This is a genomic window from Neobacillus niacini (assembly GCF_023715415.1).
GTDB lineage: Bacteria > Bacillota > Bacilli > Bacillales > Cytobacillaceae > Neobacillus > Neobacillus niacini_C.
Window position 1 is genome coordinate 299,031 of record NZ_JAMBOB010000006.1, and the last position, 19,822, is coordinate 318,852.

At 38.1% G+C, this 19,822-nt stretch carries 23 protein-coding genes; 1 reads left to right on the plus strand and 22 read right to left on the minus strand.

The features are described 5' to 3' along the window. Positions 1 to 333: 333 nt before the first annotated feature. The 10 genes from panD to M3189_RS16205 form a co-directional block, all read right to left on the minus strand. Positions 334 to 717, minus strand: coding sequence for an aspartate 1-decarboxylase (panD, locus tag M3189_RS16160; RefSeq protein WP_251635212.1), 384 nt, complete (start codon positions 715 to 717; stop codon positions 334 to 336). Beyond that, complete coding sequence (panC, locus tag M3189_RS16165; RefSeq protein ID WP_251635222.1) at positions 717 to 1,586, minus strand: pantoate--beta-alanine ligase; 870 nt, start codon at positions 1,584 to 1,586, stop codon at positions 717 to 719. The genes panD and panC overlap by 1 nt, the downstream gene beginning before the upstream one ends. Further along, on the minus strand, positions 1,583 to 2,419 hold the full coding sequence (gene panB, locus M3189_RS16170) for a 3-methyl-2-oxobutanoate hydroxymethyltransferase (RefSeq protein WP_251635224.1): 837 nt from the start codon (positions 2,417 to 2,419) through the stop codon (positions 1,583 to 1,585). Before panB ends, panC begins: the two co-directional genes overlap by 4 nt. 237 nt (positions 2,420 to 2,656) lie before the next feature. Next, entirely contained in the window at positions 2,657 to 3,634 is a 978-nt protein-coding gene (locus tag M3189_RS16175; RefSeq protein WP_251635226.1) for a biotin--[acetyl-CoA-carboxylase] ligase, read from the minus strand. Beyond that, positions 3,619 to 4,818: a CCA tRNA nucleotidyltransferase gene (locus M3189_RS16180; RefSeq protein ID WP_251635228.1), complete on the minus strand. Its 1,200-nt coding sequence runs from the start codon at positions 4,816 to 4,818 to the stop codon at positions 3,619 to 3,621. The genes M3189_RS16175 and M3189_RS16180 overlap by 16 nt, the downstream gene beginning before the upstream one ends. A gap of 11 nt (positions 4,819 to 4,829) precedes the next feature. Beyond that, complete coding sequence (gene bshA, locus M3189_RS16185) at positions 4,830 to 5,957, minus strand: N-acetyl-alpha-D-glucosaminyl L-malate synthase BshA (protein WP_251635230.1); 1,128 nt, start codon at positions 5,955 to 5,957, stop codon at positions 4,830 to 4,832. Between the two features lie 2 nt (positions 5,958 to 5,959). Next, positions 5,960 to 6,670: a bacillithiol biosynthesis deacetylase BshB1 gene (gene bshB1 / locus M3189_RS16190; RefSeq protein WP_251635232.1), complete on the minus strand. Its 711-nt coding sequence runs from the start codon at positions 6,668 to 6,670 to the stop codon at positions 5,960 to 5,962. Next, positions 6,660 to 7,079 (minus strand): methylglyoxal synthase, encoded by a 420-nt coding sequence (gene mgsA, locus M3189_RS16195; protein WP_251635234.1) that lies wholly within the window; start codon positions 7,077 to 7,079, stop codon positions 6,660 to 6,662. The genes bshB1 and mgsA overlap by 11 nt, the downstream gene beginning before the upstream one ends. Positions 7,080 to 7,089: 10 nt before the next feature. After that, positions 7,090 to 7,893 carry a 4-hydroxy-tetrahydrodipicolinate reductase gene (gene dapB / locus M3189_RS16200; RefSeq protein ID WP_251635236.1) on the minus strand — a complete coding sequence of 268 codons (804 nt, stop codon included), beginning with the start codon at positions 7,891 to 7,893 and terminating at the stop codon, positions 7,090 to 7,092. 6 nt (positions 7,894 to 7,899) lie between these two features. Beyond that, positions 7,900 to 8,244, minus strand: coding sequence for a nucleotide pyrophosphohydrolase (locus M3189_RS16205; protein ID WP_251635238.1), 345 nt, complete (start codon positions 8,242 to 8,244; stop codon positions 7,900 to 7,902). Between the two features lie 182 nt (positions 8,245 to 8,426). Between M3189_RS16205 and M3189_RS16210 the strand changes: the two genes are divergently transcribed. Next, positions 8,427 to 9,299, plus strand: a complete 873-nt coding sequence (locus M3189_RS16210) for a YitT family protein (RefSeq protein ID WP_251635240.1) — start codon at positions 8,427 to 8,429, stop codon at positions 9,297 to 9,299. 186 nt (positions 9,300 to 9,485) lie between these two features. On the opposite strand, the gene M3189_RS16215 is transcribed toward M3189_RS16210, so the two are convergent. The 12 genes from M3189_RS16215 to M3189_RS16270 all read right to left on the minus strand — a co-directional run bounded on the left by M3189_RS16215 (position 9,486) and on the right by M3189_RS16270 (position 19,820). Continuing rightward, positions 9,486 to 10,166, minus strand: a complete 681-nt coding sequence (locus M3189_RS16215; protein ID WP_251635242.1) for a zinc metallopeptidase — start codon at positions 10,164 to 10,166, stop codon at positions 9,486 to 9,488. A 57-nt stretch (positions 10,167 to 10,223) separates the two neighbouring features. Further along, positions 10,224 to 11,018 carry a sporulation protein YpjB gene (gene ypjB, locus M3189_RS16220; RefSeq protein ID WP_251635244.1) on the minus strand — a complete coding sequence of 265 codons (795 nt, stop codon included), beginning with the start codon at positions 11,016 to 11,018 and terminating at the stop codon, positions 10,224 to 10,226. Between the two features lie 76 nt (positions 11,019 to 11,094). Further along, positions 11,095 to 11,688, minus strand: a complete 594-nt coding sequence (locus M3189_RS16225; RefSeq protein ID WP_251635246.1) for a DUF1405 domain-containing protein — start codon at positions 11,686 to 11,688, stop codon at positions 11,095 to 11,097. 72 nt (positions 11,689 to 11,760) lie between these two features. Continuing rightward, positions 11,761 to 12,537, minus strand: a complete 777-nt coding sequence (locus M3189_RS16230; protein WP_251635248.1) for a menaquinol-cytochrome c reductase cytochrome b/c subunit — start codon at positions 12,535 to 12,537, stop codon at positions 11,761 to 11,763. A gap of 64 nt (positions 12,538 to 12,601) precedes the next feature. Then, positions 12,602 to 13,276, minus strand: a complete 675-nt coding sequence (qcrB, locus tag M3189_RS16235) for a menaquinol-cytochrome c reductase cytochrome b subunit (RefSeq protein ID WP_251635250.1) — start codon at positions 13,274 to 13,276, stop codon at positions 12,602 to 12,604. A 3-nt stretch (positions 13,277 to 13,279) separates the two neighbouring features. Beyond that, positions 13,280 to 13,786, minus strand: coding sequence for a ubiquinol-cytochrome c reductase iron-sulfur subunit (locus M3189_RS16240; RefSeq protein ID WP_285889696.1), 507 nt, complete (start codon positions 13,784 to 13,786; stop codon positions 13,280 to 13,282). A 140-nt stretch (positions 13,787 to 13,926) separates the two neighbouring features. Further along, complete coding sequence (locus M3189_RS16245) at positions 13,927 to 14,391, minus strand: YpiF family protein (protein ID WP_251635252.1); 465 nt, start codon at positions 14,389 to 14,391, stop codon at positions 13,927 to 13,929. 111 nt (positions 14,392 to 14,502) lie between these two features. Next, positions 14,503 to 15,069 (minus strand): ReoY family proteolytic degradation factor, encoded by a 567-nt coding sequence (locus M3189_RS16250; RefSeq protein WP_251635254.1) that lies wholly within the window; start codon positions 15,067 to 15,069, stop codon positions 14,503 to 14,505. Positions 15,070 to 15,104: 35 nt separating this feature from the next. Next, positions 15,105 to 16,370, minus strand: a complete 1,266-nt coding sequence (locus M3189_RS16255) for a tetratricopeptide repeat protein (RefSeq protein ID WP_251635256.1) — start codon at positions 16,368 to 16,370, stop codon at positions 15,105 to 15,107. Positions 16,371 to 16,400: 30 nt separating this feature from the next. Next, a complete protein-coding gene (locus M3189_RS16260; protein ID WP_251635259.1) occupies positions 16,401 to 17,300 on the minus strand; it encodes a hypothetical protein in 900 nt (299 codons plus the stop codon). Positions 17,301 to 17,396: 96 nt separating this feature from the next. Then, positions 17,397 to 18,686 (minus strand): 3-phosphoshikimate 1-carboxyvinyltransferase, encoded by a 1,290-nt coding sequence (aroA, locus tag M3189_RS16265; RefSeq protein ID WP_251635261.1) that lies wholly within the window; start codon positions 18,684 to 18,686, stop codon positions 17,397 to 17,399. Positions 18,687 to 18,710: 24 nt separating this feature from the next. Continuing rightward, positions 18,711 to 19,820 (minus strand): prephenate dehydrogenase, encoded by a 1,110-nt coding sequence (locus M3189_RS16270; RefSeq protein WP_251635263.1) that lies wholly within the window; start codon positions 19,818 to 19,820, stop codon positions 18,711 to 18,713. Positions 19,821 to 19,822: the final 2 nt, after the last annotated feature.

Sequence of the window (19,822 nt, forward strand, 5' to 3'; positions counted from 1 at the left end):
CATTAATAATATTTATAAATTAACGCAGTGAATCGATAAAGTTATTGAAAATAAAGGCTCTTTTCTAACAGATAGATGCTTTTATCAATATTGAAAGCAAAGAGTGGATTGGAGCGAAAGGTGCTTGACTCCTGCGGGATGTAGAGGAAAAGTCGAGACCCCACAGACGCGCAGCGTCGAGGAGGCTCGACTTCCTCCCCGCGGAAAGCAAGCACCTGTAGCGAAAAGGAACGGTCCATTTGTATACATAAAACAACATTCTATACGAAAAGAGCCAAAATAAAAGACTGTCGAGAGTTTCTCGACAGCCTGAATCCCTGAAAAGGGGATTCGTTACATAATGGTTAATGCAGGTTCAGCATTGATCATTTCTTTTATCTTGTTACATTCATCCATAATGGCCACTTTTGGCTGATGGTTTTGAATTTTTTCTTCCGGAACTAAGCAATATGAAATGATAATTACAATATCACCTTTTTGAACTAACCGGGCAGCCGCCCCATTTAAACAAACCACACCGCTGCCTCTTTCTCCAGGAATGATATACGTTTCAAGTCTAGCGCCATTATTGTTATTAACAATCTGAACCTTTTCATTAGCCACCATACCCACGGCATCTAGCAAATCTTCATCTATTGTAATACTTCCAACATAATTTAGATTAGCCTCCGTTACTGTAGCACGGTGGATTTTCCCATTCATCATGTGCCGAAACATTATTTTTCTCCTCCAATTTCCTGCCTAACAGTTATGATGATATTATCTATTAATCGAACCTTTGAAAATTTAACAGCAAGCGCAATGATACAAGTGCCTTCTAAATTCTCAATTTCTTTTAATTGAGGATATGAGTAGATTTCTACATAATCAATTTGTCCTTGGGTTTCTGAATGGATTATGCCTGAAACTAGGTTCTTAATTGTTTGAGGGTTCCGTTCTCCTCCCTCTATGGCATTTTTAGCGGCAGTCAAGCTTTTATAGAGGACTACTGCCTCTGACCTTTCTTCAGGCAGGAGATTAACATTACGAGAGCTTTTTGCAAGGCCATCTACTTCGCGAACAATGTCTACAGCAATTAATTCAATTGGAAAATTAAAATCGGAAATTAATCCCTCAACTACGGCAACTTGCTGTGCATCCTTTATCCCGAAATAAGCTCTAGTTGGCATCACAATAGTAAAAAGCTTTGTTAAAACAGTCGCCACTCCATCAAAATGGCCTGGTCTAGACTTTCCGCACATAACATCTGTACGGTCCTGAACGATGACTCTAACAGATGATGAATGGGGATACATTTCCTCTACCGATGGATAAAAAATGATGTCTACCCCTTCACATTCAGCCAATGATTGATCTCTGGCAAAATCTCTAGGATAGGTTGAAAAGTCCTCTGTTGGTCCAAATTGCAGTGGATTAACAAAAATACTTAAAACAACACTATCATTTTCTATTCTTGCTTTATTTAATAGAGTTAGGTGACCTTCATGTAAAAACCCCATGGTTGGCACGAACCCAATTGATTTTGATTGAGATTTCAGTTTCTTTATTTCTGCTTGCATTTCCTTTATCGTGGTAATGACTCTCATTTACGACCTCCGTAAAGTCCGCTAAGTTCACGTTCTTTCATCGTAAAGGAGTGTTTATCTTCAGGAAACTGTTCAGATTTCACTTCCTTTACATACGCTTGTATGGATTCAACAATGAATGGATTTAGGTTGTAATATTGCTTTACGAACTTTGGAACTCTCTCCACACCATACCCTAAAATATCATGATAGACGAGTACTTGGCCATCCACATCTGCTCCTGCCCCAATTCCAATAATAGGTACGGATACATGTTTTGATACTTCCTCTGCAAGCTGCTTTGGTACACATTCAAGCACGATTGCGAATGCCCCTGCTTCTTCACACTTTTTTGCATCCTCCAACAATTTCATAGCTGCTTTTGCGTCTTTTCCTTGAACTTTATAACCGCCTAATACGCCAACGGATTGAGGAGTTAATCCAAGATGGCTACAAACTGGAATTCCAGCCTTAGTAAGAGCTGAAATCTTTTCAATTACATCATCTGCTCCTTCAAGCTTTACGGAGTGAGCACCTGTTTCCTGAATCAATCTGCCTGCATTTAGCATTGTATCTTTAATAGACAAATGATAGGTTAAGAATGGCATATCTACGACAATAAACGTATCCTTAGCTCCTCGTTTTACTGCCTTAGCGTGATGAATCATATCTTCCATCGTCACGGGTACTGTGGAATCGTATCCTAGGACGACCATCCCAAGTGAGTCTCCAACTAAAATTAAATCGACTCCTGCCTGTTCTGCTTGTTTTGCAGATGGATAATCGTACGCAGTAAGCATGACAATCTTTTCTTTATTTTCTTTCATTTTCAAGAAATCTGTACTTTGCTTCATCAACATTCCCTCCTTTTTATAGGAAGAGGGGATTAAAAAAGAGCGCAAAAAAGACCCTTCTGAAGGCAGAGGATCTTGGTACTCTTTCACGTGTTCTATCCCTCTGTCCCGGTCCGTGCTACGGATCTAGGCAGAAACCTTTTAAATTATGAAAAATAGTTTCAGGTGCAGCTCTTGAAGGATACCGCCCATTATTTGAATTATAAGAAAAAACTCAGAAAACCGCAAGATATTATTTCATACTTCTATATCAGCGGAATACACTTGGTGGATTTTTCCCTGTTCATCTTCAATCATTAAAACTCCATCATTTGTAATACCTTGGGCTTTCCCCACAATTGTATGAGTCAGTGTACGGGCAGTAATCTTCCTGCCAATACTGATGGCATAACTTTCCCATAAAAGTTTAATTGGAAGGAAACCTTCTTCTAGGTAGAGTAAATATAATTTTTCAAGATTCATAAAGATGCCCTTAATTACGTCAGCACGGGATATTTTTTCACCTTTCTCAATAAGGAGAGAAGTAGCTATGCTCTGTAATTCAGGTGGGAAGTCTTCTTTTGTTTGATTCACATTCATTCCAATACCTATGATGATTGAATTAATACGATCAGCCTCAGCTTCAAGTTCAGTTAGAATACCCGTTACCTTTTTCCCATTGATTAGGATGTCATTGGGCCATTTTATTTCAGGAAGCAGCCCGGTAAGGTCTTCAATTGCCTGAACAATTGCCACCGCTGCTAAAAGTGTTAATTGAGGAGCTTTTGGCAGTGGGATGTTTGGTCTTAAGATAATACTCATCCAAATGCCTGTATATTTAGGTGAATGCCATTTCCGGTTCATTCTTCCGCGGCCTGACAGCTGTTCTTCCGCAATAATTACGGTCCCTTCAGGTGCATCTTCATAGGTTAATCGGTGTGCAATCTTTTGTGTAGATTCTACACTTTCTTCATAATGGATACTTCTACCAATAAATTTTGTTTTTAAACCTAATCTTACTTCATCAGCTGTTATATTTTCTGGCGTTTTTACAATTCGGTACCCTTTTCGGCGTACTGCTTCCAATTCAAAACCTTCTTTTCGGAGCTCTTCAATATGCTTCCATACAGCTGTCCTGGAGCAGCCAAGTAACTCGGCTATATGCTGGCCAGATAAGTATGAACCGCCAGCATTTGTAAAAGCATCAAGTAATTCTTTCCTTAGTTGTGATTGCACGCCATCAGCCACTCCTTTATGGATTTTTTATTATTCTTAACCCTGCCATCTAAAATCGCTTGTTCAGCCTTATGCAATAGCTCTTTCAACCAAGGTCCGCCGCTTTTATCAAACCAGTTCATTAAGTCATTACCTGTTAAGTCCATTTCTGATCGTTCTTTTATTGGAAGAGCTTCATACAGTCGGATAAAGTGCTGAATGGTATCATTACCTTCGATTCCGCTAATTACAAGATATAGAATTTCAGATGATACGAAAATGTCCTTCGTTGCGGTATACAAATCATATGTAGTCCAACTTGTTTCGAATCTCTTATATAAGTAATGTAAAATAAGCTGAATCTCCCTAATTTCCTTCAAAGGGATTCGCCAGCCTCTGAGAAATTCTTCTATTTCTTTTTTTTCTACTTTTAGACAGAATATGAATAATGCCCACATTTCACGAGTGGATAGCCGTTCAACCTCATACGCTAATACTAACCTAATGCTATCCTCTTGATTTGATAAACCTGGTAAGTAGGAATACATATTGGTTTGAAGAATTAATTCCAAAGCTTGTCTTCGATTTATACCAGAGAGAAGTTTTTCGAACTCCGTTTGTTTTCGTTCAACAGCAACATGTTCAAGTAAGTGTACCAATTTTATCAGTGCATTTTGTGTTTCTTCTTCAATTTTGAACGACAACTGACTAACAAAACGAACAGCACGCATCATTCTTAGTGCATCCTCTTGAAATCGGTCCTCTGCTTCTCCAACCGTTTGAATGACCTGATTTAGGATTGCCAATTGTCCTTGAAATGGATCAATAAGATTTCCTTCTTTATCCATCGCAATGGCATTCATGGTGAAATCTCTTCGCTGCAAATCTTCTGTTAGGCTCCTAATAAAAGCAACTTCCTTCGGTCTCCGAAAATCCTCGTATTCTGCTTCACTTCGAAAGGTAGTAATTTCATATCCCTGATTTTGATATAAAACAAGGACTGTACCATGCTCGATTCCAATATCGACAGTTTTCGAAAATATCTGTTTTACTTCTACGGGGGTTGCTGAGGTGGCAATATCAACGTCATTAATTACTTTATTTAAAAGGAAGTCCCTGACAGACCCCCCCACAAAATATGCTTCAAAACCAGCAGTCTCGATCCTCTCTAAGACTGGTACAGCTGCTAAAAAAGGCTCCTTCATCCCAATCATCCTTAATTTAAGAGCTTATAATATAATTGCTCATATTTACCGACAATTTGTTCGGCTCTAAATTTTGTTTTCACTACAGATAATCCATTAGTGGCAAATTGTTCATGCATTTGTTGATTACTTATTAGCATGATAGCTTTCTTCGAAATATCGTCAATATCCCCTAATTCACAAATGTATCCTGTCTTTCCATGCTGAATGACTTCAGGTAATCCGCCAACATTCGTTCCAATACATGGTACACCACAGGCCATTGCCTCGAGAGCCACCAGCCCAAAGCTTTCTTTTTCCGATAATAACAGTTTTATATCACTGATGGAGTATAATTCGTCAAGGTTTTCCTGCTTACCTAAAAGGTGAACTTTATTTGTTAATCCTAATTTCTTTACAAGCCTGCAAACAGGCGTCATTTCAGGGCCATCACCAACAAGCAAAAGTTTTGCCGGCATAGCAGCAGAAATCTTAGCAAACGTTTTTACAACATCCTGAACACGTTTAACGGGTCGGAAATTGGAAACATGGATGACGACTTTTTCATTTTCTTTAATTCCAAATTCCTTCTTTAAATGATTCGAGTCTCTTTTTTGATAAATTCTTTCATCAATAAAGTTATAGACCGTTTCTATTTGTTTGTCTGGCTGAATTAGTTCTTTGGTCTGTTCAATTAAAGAAGTTGAAACAGCCGTTACTACATCAGATTTTTCAATTCCAAATTTAATTGCTTCTGTCAGGGATGGATCATACCCAAGAACGGTTATGTCTGTTCCATGCAGAGTAGTGACAATCTTTACATCCACTTTTGACATCTGTTTTGCCAAGATTGCGCAAACAGCATGTGGAATCGCATAATGGACATGGAGAATGTCTAGATTTTCTCTATTAGCTACCTCAGCCATCTTACTAGCTAGAGCAATATCATAGGGTGCGTATTGAAAAACAGAGTATTGATTCACTTCAACCTGATGATAAAAAATATTATGATACATCCTATTAAGTCTAAACGGCATGCTAGAAGAGATAAAATGGATTTCATGCCCTTTCTCCGCTAACATTTTCCCTAATTCTGTCGCCACCACACCAGAGCCGCCAACAGTAGGATAACAGGTAATCCCAATTTTCAGTTTCCTCATTTTCAATCTCCCATCAAGTCACGATCCAAGAGGATTGGCACCTTTGATTTAAACCCTTCTGCAAAATCAACTCCTACTTGCTGACCAAATAGCCTTTCTCTTGCCTCAACGGTTTCGATATAACCATTTACTAGTGGTGTTTTAACACTATTTTCAGTTTGCTCAAATTGACTTTTATAAGCTCTCAAGGATGCAATTTTCAACTCCATTGTATCAGAGATATCAATGGTGAAATCTGGCTTATGGAAGCCATTTATCATATAAAAATACATTTTTGAAACCTTATGGGGTGCTTGGCTATCCTCAGTTCGGTATTTCCTTATTCCCGCAGAAAAGACCGCCTCTTCCACAAGGCGGGCGCAGTTTCCATGATCAGGATGGCGGTCTTCAAAGTAAGGAGCAAAGACAATTTGTGGTTGATAGCTTCTAATAACGAAAGCAATCTTCCGAATGAATTCCTCCTGCAGAAAGAGTCCCCTATCTGGAAACGCAAGTGACAATCTCTTTGATACTCCTAATATTTCAGCTGCTTTCGTTGCTTCCGCTTTTCTTAACTCTATCGTCCCGTTTGAAGAAAGATCAGCTTCCGTTAAATCACAAATCCCAATTCTGTATCCTCTAGCTGTCAGTTTTGCGATGCTTCCTCCCATGCCAATCTCGACATCATCAGCATGGGCACCGAAGGCTAAAATATGTAAGGGCTTATCGCTCATCACTTTCACCGTTCTTGTGAACAATATTTCTCCATTCTAAAAAGCCTTCGTCTAATCCTCTAATCAGCAGTTCAGCAGTCCCCATATTTGTAGCTAGCGGTATAGAATACACGTCACAGAGGCGAACTAGTGCTGTTACATCAGGTTCATGCGGCTGAGCTGTTAGTGGATCCCTAAAAAAGAAAATGGCATCCATTTTATTTTTTGCAATCATTGCTCCGATTTCTTGATCTCCGCCTAGAGGGCCGGATTGAAATCTAGTAATGGGTAATCCTGTTGCTTCTTGTATTCTAAGTCCGGTAGTACCCGTTGCAAAAAGGGTGTGTTCTGAAAAGATAGTTTGGTAAGCTGTAGCAAATTGTACAAGGTCATTCTTTTTATTATCATGTGCTATCAAGGCTATATTCATGGTAGTGCTCCTATTCTAGAATATTTTCAAGTCCATATACAAAAAGGTCCTGCTTCATTACCGTCTCTACTGCTATTTTCACACCAGACATAAAAGAGGCACGATTATAGGAATCATGACGAATGGATAGCGTTTGACCATCTGAACCAAATAAAACCTGTTGATGTGCTATTAAACCTGGCAGTCTTACTGAATGAATGTGCATTCCGTTAAAATCTGCACCCCTTGCACCACTAATTGTTTCTTTCTCTTCAGGATGGCCCTGTTGTTTGAAGTCTCTTACCGCATTCATCATTTCAGCAGTTTTAACAGCTGTGCCAGATGGAGCGTCAAGTTTTTGATCATGGTGAAGTTCAATTATTTCTATATCATTAAAATACTTGGCAGCCATTTGTGAAAACTTCATCATTAACACAGCACCAAGAGCAAAATTTGGTGCTATTATACAGCCTAGTTTCTTTTCCTTACAGATAAGCTCCAACTCTTCTAAGTCAGCTTTTGTAAAGCCAGTAGTACCCACGACAGGTCTCACATTATGCTGAAGTGCTGTTCTGGCGTGATGCATACCAACTTCAGGTGTAGTTAGGTCAATTAATACATCACTTTCAACATTCTGCAGGCACTTCTCAATGCTTGAATAAATGGGGACATTATTGATTGAATGGAAACCCTCTAAGTCACTTAACATGTGACCATCGTGTTTATGGTCAACTGCTGCGATTAACTCAAAATGTTCCGTATTGGTTACCATTTTGACGGCTTCGCTCCCCATCCGTCCTCGTGGTCCCGCAATAATAATTTTCACTGTTTCCAAATCTTTTCACTCCTCATCCTTCTCTTCTTTCCTTGTCCAGCGATCCTTGTCTCTGGTATTAAACTTGTTCATGACATAATCATGGGCCTCTTCCAAGTCAATATTTAAAGAATTGGCCAAGCAAATAATGACAAAAAGAAGATCTCCCAGTTCCTCCTCAATAGCCTTTTCTGTTTCGCTGGATTTCTTAGGCTTTTCACCATATTGATGATTGACTTCTCTAGCAAGCTCACCAAGCTCTTCTGTGAGTCGGGCTACCATCGCAAGTGGACTAAAGTACCCTTCCTTAAATTGACTTATGTATGTATCTACTTCCTTCTGCAGGTCTTTGATAGATTTGCCATTGACCACACCTTTTCACCTCTTTTATTCATTGCAAAACAACTATACTAAATACATTAGCTAAAAAAGGTTAGTTTTACAAATATTTTCGCATTAAGAATCACTTTCCTGCTTAAAATTGCTCTTCGATTATTAATTCGCTATAATAAAAGCCGCTGGCTAAGGAAAATTGTGGTAGAGGAGTAAAGATAATGATATTTGGCCTTAAAATGAAGAACATTTTATTTATCTTAATTGGAACAGCGATAATGTCTTTTGGACTGGTCAATTTTAATATGCAGAATAAACTTGCCGAAGGAGGCTTTACTGGTATAACCCTTCTTCTATATTTCATGTTCAAATGGGATCCATCTTATACAAACTTAATTTTAAATATCCCTCTCTTTTTTATTGGCTGGAAGTTGCTCGGCAGAAATGCTTTTATTTACACGCTTCTAGGTACGGTTGGTCTTTCCGTCTTTCTATGGATATTCCAGCGCTTTCCCATTGATATGCCGCTAAAGGATGACTTATTGCTGGCTGCACTATTTGCGGGTGTTTTTCTGGGAATTGGATTAGGAATTATCTTCCGCTACGGTGGTACGACTGGTGGCGTCGATATCATTGCACGACTTGTCCAGAAATATGCGGGTTGGAGTATGGGGAGGACCATGTTTATTTTTGACATAGGTGTAATTGGGGCATCTGTTATTACCTATCTCAATTATAAAGAGGCAATGTATACACTAGTAGCAGTATTTATTGGAGCTAGGGTCATTGATTTTATTCAAGAAGGTGCCTATACGGCAAGGGGTGCGATGATTGTTTCTGATCGAAATAATGATATTGCGAAAAAGATTATGGAAGAAATGGATAGAGGCGTGACGGTTCTAAAGGGGTATGGTTCATTTACAAAAATAGAAAGAGAAGTATTATATTGTGTTGTAGCCAAAAATGAAATTGTCCGTTTGAAAAATTTAATTACTTCCGTTGACCCACATGCGTTTGTTTCTGTAACGATTGTCCATGATGTTCATGGTGAAGGATTTACACTTGATGAAAATAAAAAGCCGATCGAAATATAGAAAAGCGCAAGCGCCTTGCTCAAGGAAAAATGCAGTTCAATTTTTCCCAGGGGCGTGAGTCTAGACGAGCCGGCGAGAAGGTTGTTCTTTAACCTTCTTGACGGATTGGCTTATGACCTGAGAGCCCCTAGGCCGCTTGCGCTATACAGCTAAAAAAGCAATGTCCATTTTTCGGACATTGCTTTTTTAGTCGTTACTTTTATTCATACCAGTAAAGATTAGGACAAGCCTCAATAACTCCAACACAGCTACTGCCGCTGCTGCTACGTATGTTAATGCAGCTGCATTTAAAACCTTCCTAGCATTCCGCTCTTCCTCATTACGGATTAGCCCTAAAGTAACAACTTGGTCCATTGCACGGTTGGAGGCATTAAATTCAACTGGTAATGTAATAACTTGAAAAAGAACTGCCGCTGCCATAAACAGTATTCCTATTAACAACAACCCACTCATTTGAAAAAAGATCCCAATCAACACAAGTACCCATGAAAAATTTGAGCCAATATTCGCTACTGGAACTAATGCATGACGAAACCGTAGAAAAGCGTATCTTTGTGCATCCTGGATTGCATGTCCACATTCGTGGGCGGCGATAGCAGTAGAAGCTATCGAATGGCTACGATAGTTTTCCGGGGATAACCTTACCGTTTTTGATCTTGGATCGTAATGGTCACTTAAAAATCCCCTTCCCTCTTCAACACCAACATTAAAAAGACCATTTGCATTTAGAACTTCCCTAGCAACTTCTGCCCCTGTACGATAGGTTGAATTTGGTACATGAGAATATTTAACAAAAGTACCCTTAACTCTAAATTGAGCCCAAAGGGGTACTAACATAATAACAAGAAAATATACTAAGAATCCCATGTTGAACCTCCAGTTTCTAGTGGTGACGTTATTCTTGGTGAGAGTTCAGAGAGTAAGTTAATCCTTATGAACTCTGGAACGGTTCTTTTTTATTTCTTTTTCACCCTGATATTTTCTCCAGCCAACATAAGTTAAAGTTAGGATGATAATACTGCCTGTTGAAATGATTACCCACCATAGTGATGGATCTGCTTCATCCTCATCCATATTATCAAATAGATTCTTTAAATCCATTTCTAAGCTTTCTAATTCCTCTTGGCTTTTTATATTGCTAACAACCTCTGAACGATATTCATCAATGAAATTGATACGAGCATCTATTTTTTGAATATTTTCTGCAGAGACATCAATTTTCATACTTGGATAAATAACATTGTATAAGGACATAAAAGTATTAAAATTCGAGTGGAAATGTTCAGAATCACCAGTACTGGCAGCGGTTCTAGCCTCCTGGAAGGCGGTCATAATCTGAGACTTCATCTCGGTCCAAAGAGGTTGATGGCTAGTCGCAATTGCGTCAACAACAAGACGAAACTTCGTTAGCTTTTGGACCCTTTCCTCATAATCCATATTTGGGCTAGCTGCTGCTTCCATTGCCTCATCATGGGATACGGTAATAATTCTTAATTCATCCATCGTAAAAGTATGTTCTTTGCTTTTGATATCCGTGAATTGCTCTAAAAAGTAACTCAGCAGCTTTTTGCCATCTTCATATCTCTGAAATTTAACCATATGCAGCGCTTCATCAGAGATATTATCTAGCTTCTCTATAGGTGTGTGCTGATGGGCACTTACCGTCATGGGAGTGAGAATAATGACAACAACAAATATTAGCAACCATTTATACTTCAAACCTTGTCCCCCCTATCATTACTAAAATGTATGAAAGGGTGGACAAGGTTAGACCATCTTTTATCCTATCAATAAACTATTTTAATTTTAGTTTAAATCGATTAGGGCGGATAACAAAATAATAGCCAATACCCACTGACACAATCGATAGCCAAAAAGTAAAATAACCTATTTTTGGTGTAACTTCATTTAACATGTGGTAGCGTGGCAGCATAAAAAATACGTAATCAATAACATCATTATGTAGTGTCCAAATCGCAGTGACTATCAGGTGCCACCATTTAAAACGATAAAAGGGAGAATACAATATTGCTTGTACTGCCATCGCAAAATGAGAGAAAATTAACATAACACCAATCCAATCTAGCTCTCCCTGTGCGAAAAAAACTAGAAAATTCATTACTACAGCCCATATTCCATACTTAAATAAAGTAACAATTGCAAGTGCTTCCATAAGTGGCCAATTCTTTTTTAACAGGAAAGCAGTGACTACAAAAACAAAAAACAGACTAGCAGTCGGGCTGTCAGGAACAAATATAAGAAAAATAGCTGGAGTTTCTTTCAATTGCCAGCCATACCACACATACCCGTAAATTGTTCCGGCAATATTGATGATCAACAATAGTAATAAAAATGATCTATTTGCTAAGAGGGGATAAATCCATTTCACTTCTCTACCTCTTTTCATTTATTTTATTAATAATAAAAGCTGACGAGGTTCCGTCAGCTTTTTACTAATTTATTATTCTTTTCCTAAGTTTGCGATGTATTCAGAAAGTTTTTTAAGCTGTTCGTCGTCACCTTTGAAAACTCCAGGAGGCATACTGCCCTTACCTTCTTTGGCAATTTTTGCAATTTCCTCAGCAGATAATCCAGTATTAATTAAAGTTGGTGCAGCTGCTCCACCTTGGAAGGCATCACCGTGACAAGATAAACAAGTATTATCTGAAGCAAGCTTGTATTCTTCAGTTGTCTTGTCAATGTCAGCTGTTGCTACGATTTTACCATATTCTTTTGCTTTTTCCCAGTCATGGGTAGACGCACCCTGCCATGTTAAAAATGTGATTGCAGCTATTGCTAACAACATAAATCCAGTTGCTAATGGGCGTTTGCTTGGACGGCGTTCTGGTCCGCGATCTAAGAATGGAGCTAATAATAATGCTCCAAAAGCTAGTCCAGGAATAACCATCGCACCAACTACTGTGTATGGTCCAGCAGCAAATTCATACTTTAGCAATTGATATAAGAATAAGAAATACCAGTCCGGCATTGGAACATATCCTGTATCAGACGGATCCGCAATCCTTTCAAGTGGACTAGGATGTGCAACTGTTAAACATAAAATCCCAACAAGAAATACTGCACCTACCAACCATTCTTTCAAAAGGAAGTTAGGCCAAAATGCCTCTGTTTTACCAGGGTATTCTGAGTAATCCTTTGGAATATTCTTTTTCGTACGGGCCTCAGGTGCCAATACACGTGAGTCGCCAACGAATTTCATTCCTTTACCGCGATGCATCGAACAATCCCCCTCCTTTATTCGTAAATTAAGATTATTAATAGATCAGAATCAATTAAGAGTATTATAGTGGTCCAGAAATACCCTGTTTACGAATCATCATGAAATGAGCTGCCAATAAGCCAAATAAAGCAGCAGGTAAGAAGAACACGTGAATCGCAAAGAAACGAGTTAAGGTTTGAGCACCAACAATTGTCTCATGACCTGACAGTAACGTTTTCAGGTGTATACCAATAAACGGCACTGCTTCAATAATTTGAAGTGTAACTTTTGTAGCAAACAACGCTTTCATATCCCAAGGTAATAAATAACCTGTTAAACCTAAAGCTAGCATGATGAAGAAAATAAGAACCCCAACAATCCAGTTTAGTTCACGAGGTTTTTTGTAAGCGCCTTGGAAGAAAACGCGTAATGTATGTAGGAACATCATTACAATAACTAAACTAGCACCCCAATGGTGCATACCACGTACGATTTGTCCGAAAGCTACTTGGTTTTGAAGGTAGAATACAGACTCCCATGCGTTTTTAATATCCGGTACATAATACATCGTTAAGAACATACCAGATAGAATTTGAATTACAGTAACAAAGAATGTCATACCGCCAAAGCAGTAAACAAATGCAGAAAAGTGATGTGCAGGATTGACATGCTCCGGTACTTCATGATCTGCGATATCGCGCCACAAAGGCGTAATATCTAAACGTTCATCTACCCAATCGTAAATTTTGTTTAACAATGATTACGCCTCCTTTTTCTTAGGCTCAGCTTTACCTAAATAAAGTAAACCATCTTTTTCTTGGAATGGATATACATCCAATGGTGCAAGTGGCGGAGTTCCCTTAACGTTTGTTCCATCCTTTGTATACCTTCCAAAATGACATGGACAGAAGAATTCTTCTGGATTATCCCCAGTCCCCCAGCCGACTGTACAGCCTAAGTGTTTACATACAGGAGATAGGGCAACTATGTTATCCTGTTCATCCTTATAAACCCAGGCAGTATTTGAAACGTCTGAAGTATACCAAGCATCCTTTTGCTCAAACGTGAAATCAACTCGTTGTGGTTCACTTGTAATGTCGGAAATTTTCAATGGAGTTGCAATAAAATCTCCACCTGCTTCCACCGTTAATACTGGATCAACTGCAAAACGAACCATTGGCATTAACATACCTGCTGCCATAAACCCTCCTACACCTGTAAGTGTGTAGGTTAAAAATTGTCTTCTTGATACACGATGCTTACTCATGCTTATCCCCCCTCTATTCACAAGTTAAGTCCATCGGACATAAATTAAACACATATAAAACTAGGACATAACAATGATATATCAAACTTTTTCCTAGGTCAATATCATACTATTTTAAAAACATGTTATTCAGAAAAGAATTATTCATTTTCATTCCACTTTTGCGTAAAAAGGCTTAGCAGCTGCTTCACTTGACTCTCAATCATTGAAATCTTTTGTTGATCATTTAAATGCTCAAGCGGCAGAGACGGAAGCCAAATTAATGAACCTTTCAGCTCCTTCTCATATATTTTCCAATCACTCTCTGAAGTTATGTAAAAAATATGCTTAAATTCATTCTTCTCGATATTTTCTTCCCATTTCTTCAATTGCTGAACTATGTTTTCTGGATAATCACTCTTTAAGTATGTAAAAGGTGGGAGTAACAATAGTCTTCCAGTAAATTGTCTTTCTAAGTAACTGGTAAGTAACGTAATAAATTCAGCACCTGAGGCTGATTCCCTCATTTCATTCCCAAATGAAACACTGTATAAGGGAATGACTGCTGTATCCACGTATTCTTTTGCAGTTAAATATGTTTCTATATCCTTTGAGACCCACTTCATTTATGACACCAGCCCTTTTCACATCATTACTTCTATCATATCACTTTTCAAAAAAAACATAAAAGAAAAATAGGGAAAAGAATTTAGTATATAAAAAAAATGGAAGCCGGCTTATCGCAGGCTTCCATTCTTCTCTGTTTCTTTTAGTTGATTTAGCTTTTCAGTTAATGCACGAAAAGCCGTTTTATCCTGCTTATCTAGTGCTTCATCAATTAGTTGAAGCAACTTCTCTCGTTGAAACCGCTCAATGCTGTTTTGTAAAAATTGTTCTGCTACCATACCGTCTTTTTCATTCACTTGCAGGTGTTTTGGTACAAATGGGTTTTCTTCTAATACAGCTGCATATTGATGAGCTTGATTAGAAGCATGAAAGTTTAATTGGATAAAAATATCTTCGTCACGATTTAACCGAATATCATGGAAGGATTTTTCAGCATCAGTGGTCATAACATTTTCTTTATAAAAACGAAATGGTACTTTATCAACGCAGTGGGTCGACATGATTAAACCGCGTGGACAATACTGTGCTTGCTCTACAAAATGAACCTTCTCCATTAATTGGTCGTGACTCATTAAATAATTAAGAATCCAAACACACTCTCTTCTTTTTAATTGATAATGATTTAAAAACCAACGAATAAAGTCCTTTTTCTCGTTGACAGAAACAGGGGTTGCCATATATAGTTTCCCTCCTCTGTATATTCAGCTTTTTATTAATTCTCTCTACTTAATAGACGGTCAAGCAAATCAGCATATTCTCCATTTGTAGGATCACCTTTTTGTAACTGTTTAAAAATTTCGGCAGCGAGGTCGGTTTTTCCTTCCTCAATTAGAAAATAACCATAATCGTTCAAAAAAGCTTCATTATTCTTAAAAAAAGTATATGCACTTTCATATTTGTCTAATGCATCTGAATATTCTTCTAACTTATCATAAGCAAGGGCAGCGTCCCAAAGGAGCTGGGGTTCTTCATCATCTATAAAATCCAGCTGTGAGATTAAATCTATGACTGCTTCATACCTTTCTTGTTGGAAAAATAGCTTATTTAGTGTAAGAGCCGCTTCTGTAAAACCTGGATCTAATGCAAGTGCCTCACGGAAATACTGTTCAGCTAACTCTGGTTTTGAAAGCTTAAGGGCAACTTTACCACCAAAGAAAAATAAATCTTTATTAAATTCATCCTGCTTAATGCCTTCTTGGATTGCCGTTAGACTATTTTCAAGTTCTTCTTCCCGTTCGTATGCCTTCGCTAAATGTAAATAAAGGGAGTGGTATTCTGGGTCAAGCCCTTTTAACTCTTCGAATTTCTCAATTGAAGTCCGATTATAACCTGCTTGAAGTGCTGTAAAGGCATATCCGAATAGCGTATTAATTTCTAATTTTTCATCGATTGCTTTGTCATAATAAGCTAGGGCTTCTTCAAATTCTCCCGAGGCACTTAAAAGCTCTGCCATTCGTTGATAAATGCTTACACCTGCTATTTCATGATATTCCTTCAATACTGCTTCATATGATTTTAATGCCTTCGTTACTTCCCCTTGTTCACTGTAGAGTTCGCCTAAAGCGAAATCAATGATAACCTCATCTGGCAAGATGTCTTTAGCTTTCTGCAATTTTCTTTCACATACCTCATATAATCCTTGGACTTGATAAAGGTCCGCTAAAAGCAAGAGAGATTGTCCAAAGCTGGGGTCATGTTCAGAGATTTTTTCTAATTCAAGAATTGCTTGTTCCTCATCCCCAGACTCCACTAAAATTTCACCTAGTAAGACAAGGAGTTCTCCCTCTTCAGGATAGATTGCCAAAAGATTTTCGACTAGCACCTTTGATTCATCTAAGAATCCAAACTGAAACATTTCTTCTGCAAGGATGAATTTTTCATCGGGCTGACCTTTGGTTAATACAACATTATATTCATTTATGGCTTCAATATGTTGACCGCTTTCCAACATTGAGATAATTTTATTTATTCTGTCCATGATCTCTATCCTCTCGGTTCCCTTGATTGACTATAATGCAAAGTAAGACGGGGTACGCACCCTAACATATTCTCCATATCCAGGTTTAAATAAAACCTCTTTCCCAGCTCGTATTACTTTTCCCTTGTTTACTGTCACTACAAGTCTATTACTATGATAAAGAAATAAAGCCGCTTCATCAACATTCATGATTTCTCTAGCTTTAAGATATAAATTATAGCTTACTTCTGCTCCATGCAGTAAGCTTGCCTTTTGTGGAAATAAACCAATTTTGTTTAATACTTTATTTGACAATGGTTGATTTTCTATTAGTTCCTCATATAGTGCAGGGATTTTTTCATTTTCCATTATACCTTTCCATTTCGACACGACTGACCTTGCTTCCTTCTTTCCTTCATTAGAAATAATTGGAACAAGCGGGCAATTATAGGGGAAAAGAGCCTCCCTAATCCACCCCCATGGAATATTAGTTAGTTCACCGAAATCATCTACATCAATAAAAATTGCAGGAACTCTTTCTTTCTTACACTTCCTAATAAATGAAGGAGTTAAAAGGCGAAGAGGAATTTTCACACTAATAAGAAAGTCAATTGGACTGCTCATAAGTGCTGTTTTTGTCTCATTAATTTTTTTTGTTAATTCACTTTCGTAAGAAATCGGAATATAGGTTAGTAAGGTGGTACACCCTTTCAAAAGGAAATTCTCAATCATATATTTCCGAAATTCCTGATAGGAAGCATTTAGAGGGATACTTGAATCTAAAAGTACGTAAGATGGGGTCATAATAAAAGGCTCTGCATTCATTCTCATTAGTTTCTTATACTGGATTTGAGCAAATTTTGCAGCAATGTTGCTTCCTTTTATCAACAGCGATGATTTTGTAAGTTCCTTTTCCTTAAGAATATTGGCATTTTCAATAATATACTCCATCCTACCACCCCTTCCCAGCTATAAAGTTCTTAAGACAAGCTATGAGCCAATCTAAAAAACTATGACAGAAAAAAAAAGCCGCACATAGGTGCAGCTTTATTTTTTTAAGCTAGTAAGATGGCTGAAAAAGTTAGGGTAAGAAACCGAAATGGCCTCTGGGTTTTCAAGATGAACTTGGTCCTTGCAAAGCAATGAAGCAATCGCAAGCATCATACCGATTCTATGGTCACCATGACTAGACACAGTTCCACCTCTGAGAGTAGTTCCGCCATGAATTATCATTCCATCCTCAGTGGCTTCTATTGAAGCTCCAAGTTTCGATAATTCTTGTACAACTGTATCAATTCGATTCGTTTCTTTTACTTTAAGTTCAGATGCATCTTTAATAATGGTAGTTCCTTCCGCTTGTGTAGCTAATAAAGCAATGATTGGGATTTCATCAATTAGTCTTGGAATCACATCACCTTCTATGACTGTTCCTTTAAGACTTGAAGTTTTAATCGTAATATTTCCAGTTGGTTCAAAGGCATTTTCATCGTAATTATGAATTTGTAAATTGGCACCCATTTGATTCATAACCTCGATGATACCAGTTCTAGTCGGATTTAGACCTACATTCTTTAAGACAATTTCACTATCAGGAACAATCGCACCAGCAACTAGGAAAAACGCTGCTGAAGAAATATCTCCAGGAACCAAAATATCAGAAGCAATCAACTTTTGACACCCTTTTACCGTAATTGTACGGTTATCCTTCCCGACTTCACCGCCAAATTTCCGAATCATTCTTTCCGTATGATCACGTGATTCAGCTTTTTCGATTATGATTGTTTCTCCCTCGGCTTGAAGACCTGCAAGAATTAACGCAGATTTTACCTGTGCACTAGCCACAGGCATATTATAATGAATACGATTTAAATTTCCACCGCGAATACTAAGGGGAGTAAATTCTCCATTCTTACGACCGTCAATATGTGCACCCATAGTTCTAAGTGGCTCGGTCACCCTTGTCATAGGTCTTTTTCCAATTGAATCATCACCTATGAGTGAAGAGAAGAATGGTCTTCCTGCTAAAATTCCTAATAATAATCGAATAGTAGTTCCAGAATTTCCAACATCCAATATCTCATTAGGTTCTTTTAAACCATCAAATCCATTTCCATGAATGGTTAATCCATTTTCATTTTCTTCAATTTCGACTCCTAACTTTCGGAAGCAGGAAATCGTACTTAAACAGTCATCGCCCGGCAAAAAATTCGTCACCCTTGTTACACCTTGTGCAATTGAACCAAACATAACAGAACGATGTGAAATTGATTTATCTCCAGGTATTTCAATAATTCCCTTTAAACCATTGTTAGTGGGCTGCAATGCTATTAATTCCATTTCATCACCTATATTCAAATCAAATTATGTTCCTATCGAGGTAGCGTAGCTTGAGCAGGAATGAATACACTTTTCCGCCCGCGCACGGTCCTCTTCCGTTTGAAAACTAATAACTAAAACCCCGTAAATCTCATCTTCTCTAGTTTCCAAAATACGAATATTTGTTATACTAATATTTTCTTTTGCTAAGTATCCTGTTACCTCAGAAACAACACCCGGATAATCCGGAACATCGACAAATAAATCGTAAAATGAAGGAATCGCACCCTTTTCTCTTACCGGCAGTCCATCACGATATTGCTTTGCCTGCTGAAAATAGCGGAAAATCCCATCACTATTTTCCTCCACTAGTAGCTCCTTCACCCAGTCCATTTCTTCCTTCCATCTATCAATTAACTCTATCAAAACCTCGCGATTATGCAGTAATATATCCTTCCACATTGCTGGGCTGCTAGAAGCAATCCTAGTAATATCTCTAAATCCCCCTGCAGCTAAACGAGGAATAAGACTCTCTTCTCCAGCTAACCTCTCCGTCTGACGAACTATAGAAGCTGCAATGATATGAGGGAAATGGCTGACGATTCCTGTTAAATAGTCATGAGTATCAGGGGTGACAATTAAGAATTTTGCACTTGTCCCGTTAAGCCAAGCCTTCAACATATCCACTTTGGTGTTTTCAATATGTTCCTCTGGCGTTAGTAGATAAAAGGCATTCTCAAAAAGAATTTCTTTTGCAGCCGACACACCACTTTTATGGGAGCCAGCCATCGGATGACCTCCGATAAAGGTGTAACCTTTTTTCATTAGGCCGGCAGCGTTAGCAACAATTTTACTTTTGGTACTCCCTGTGTCAGTAATGATGACGTCTGGATTTAACGGCTGCTCCGACAATAAGTGAATAATCGCTTCCGTTTCGATTACTGGTGCGGAAATAATTATTAAATCTGCGGATGCGGCACCTTCTGCTATATGATCAGCCACCTCATCAATAACACCCAGCATTTTAGCTAGTCTAGCTTGTTCTTGATGAATATCATAGCCTATTATGATAGCATCTTTATGTTCTTTCTTAATACATAAAGCTAAAGAACCGCCAATTAACCCAAGCCCAATAACAAAAACTCGGCCTTTCATTG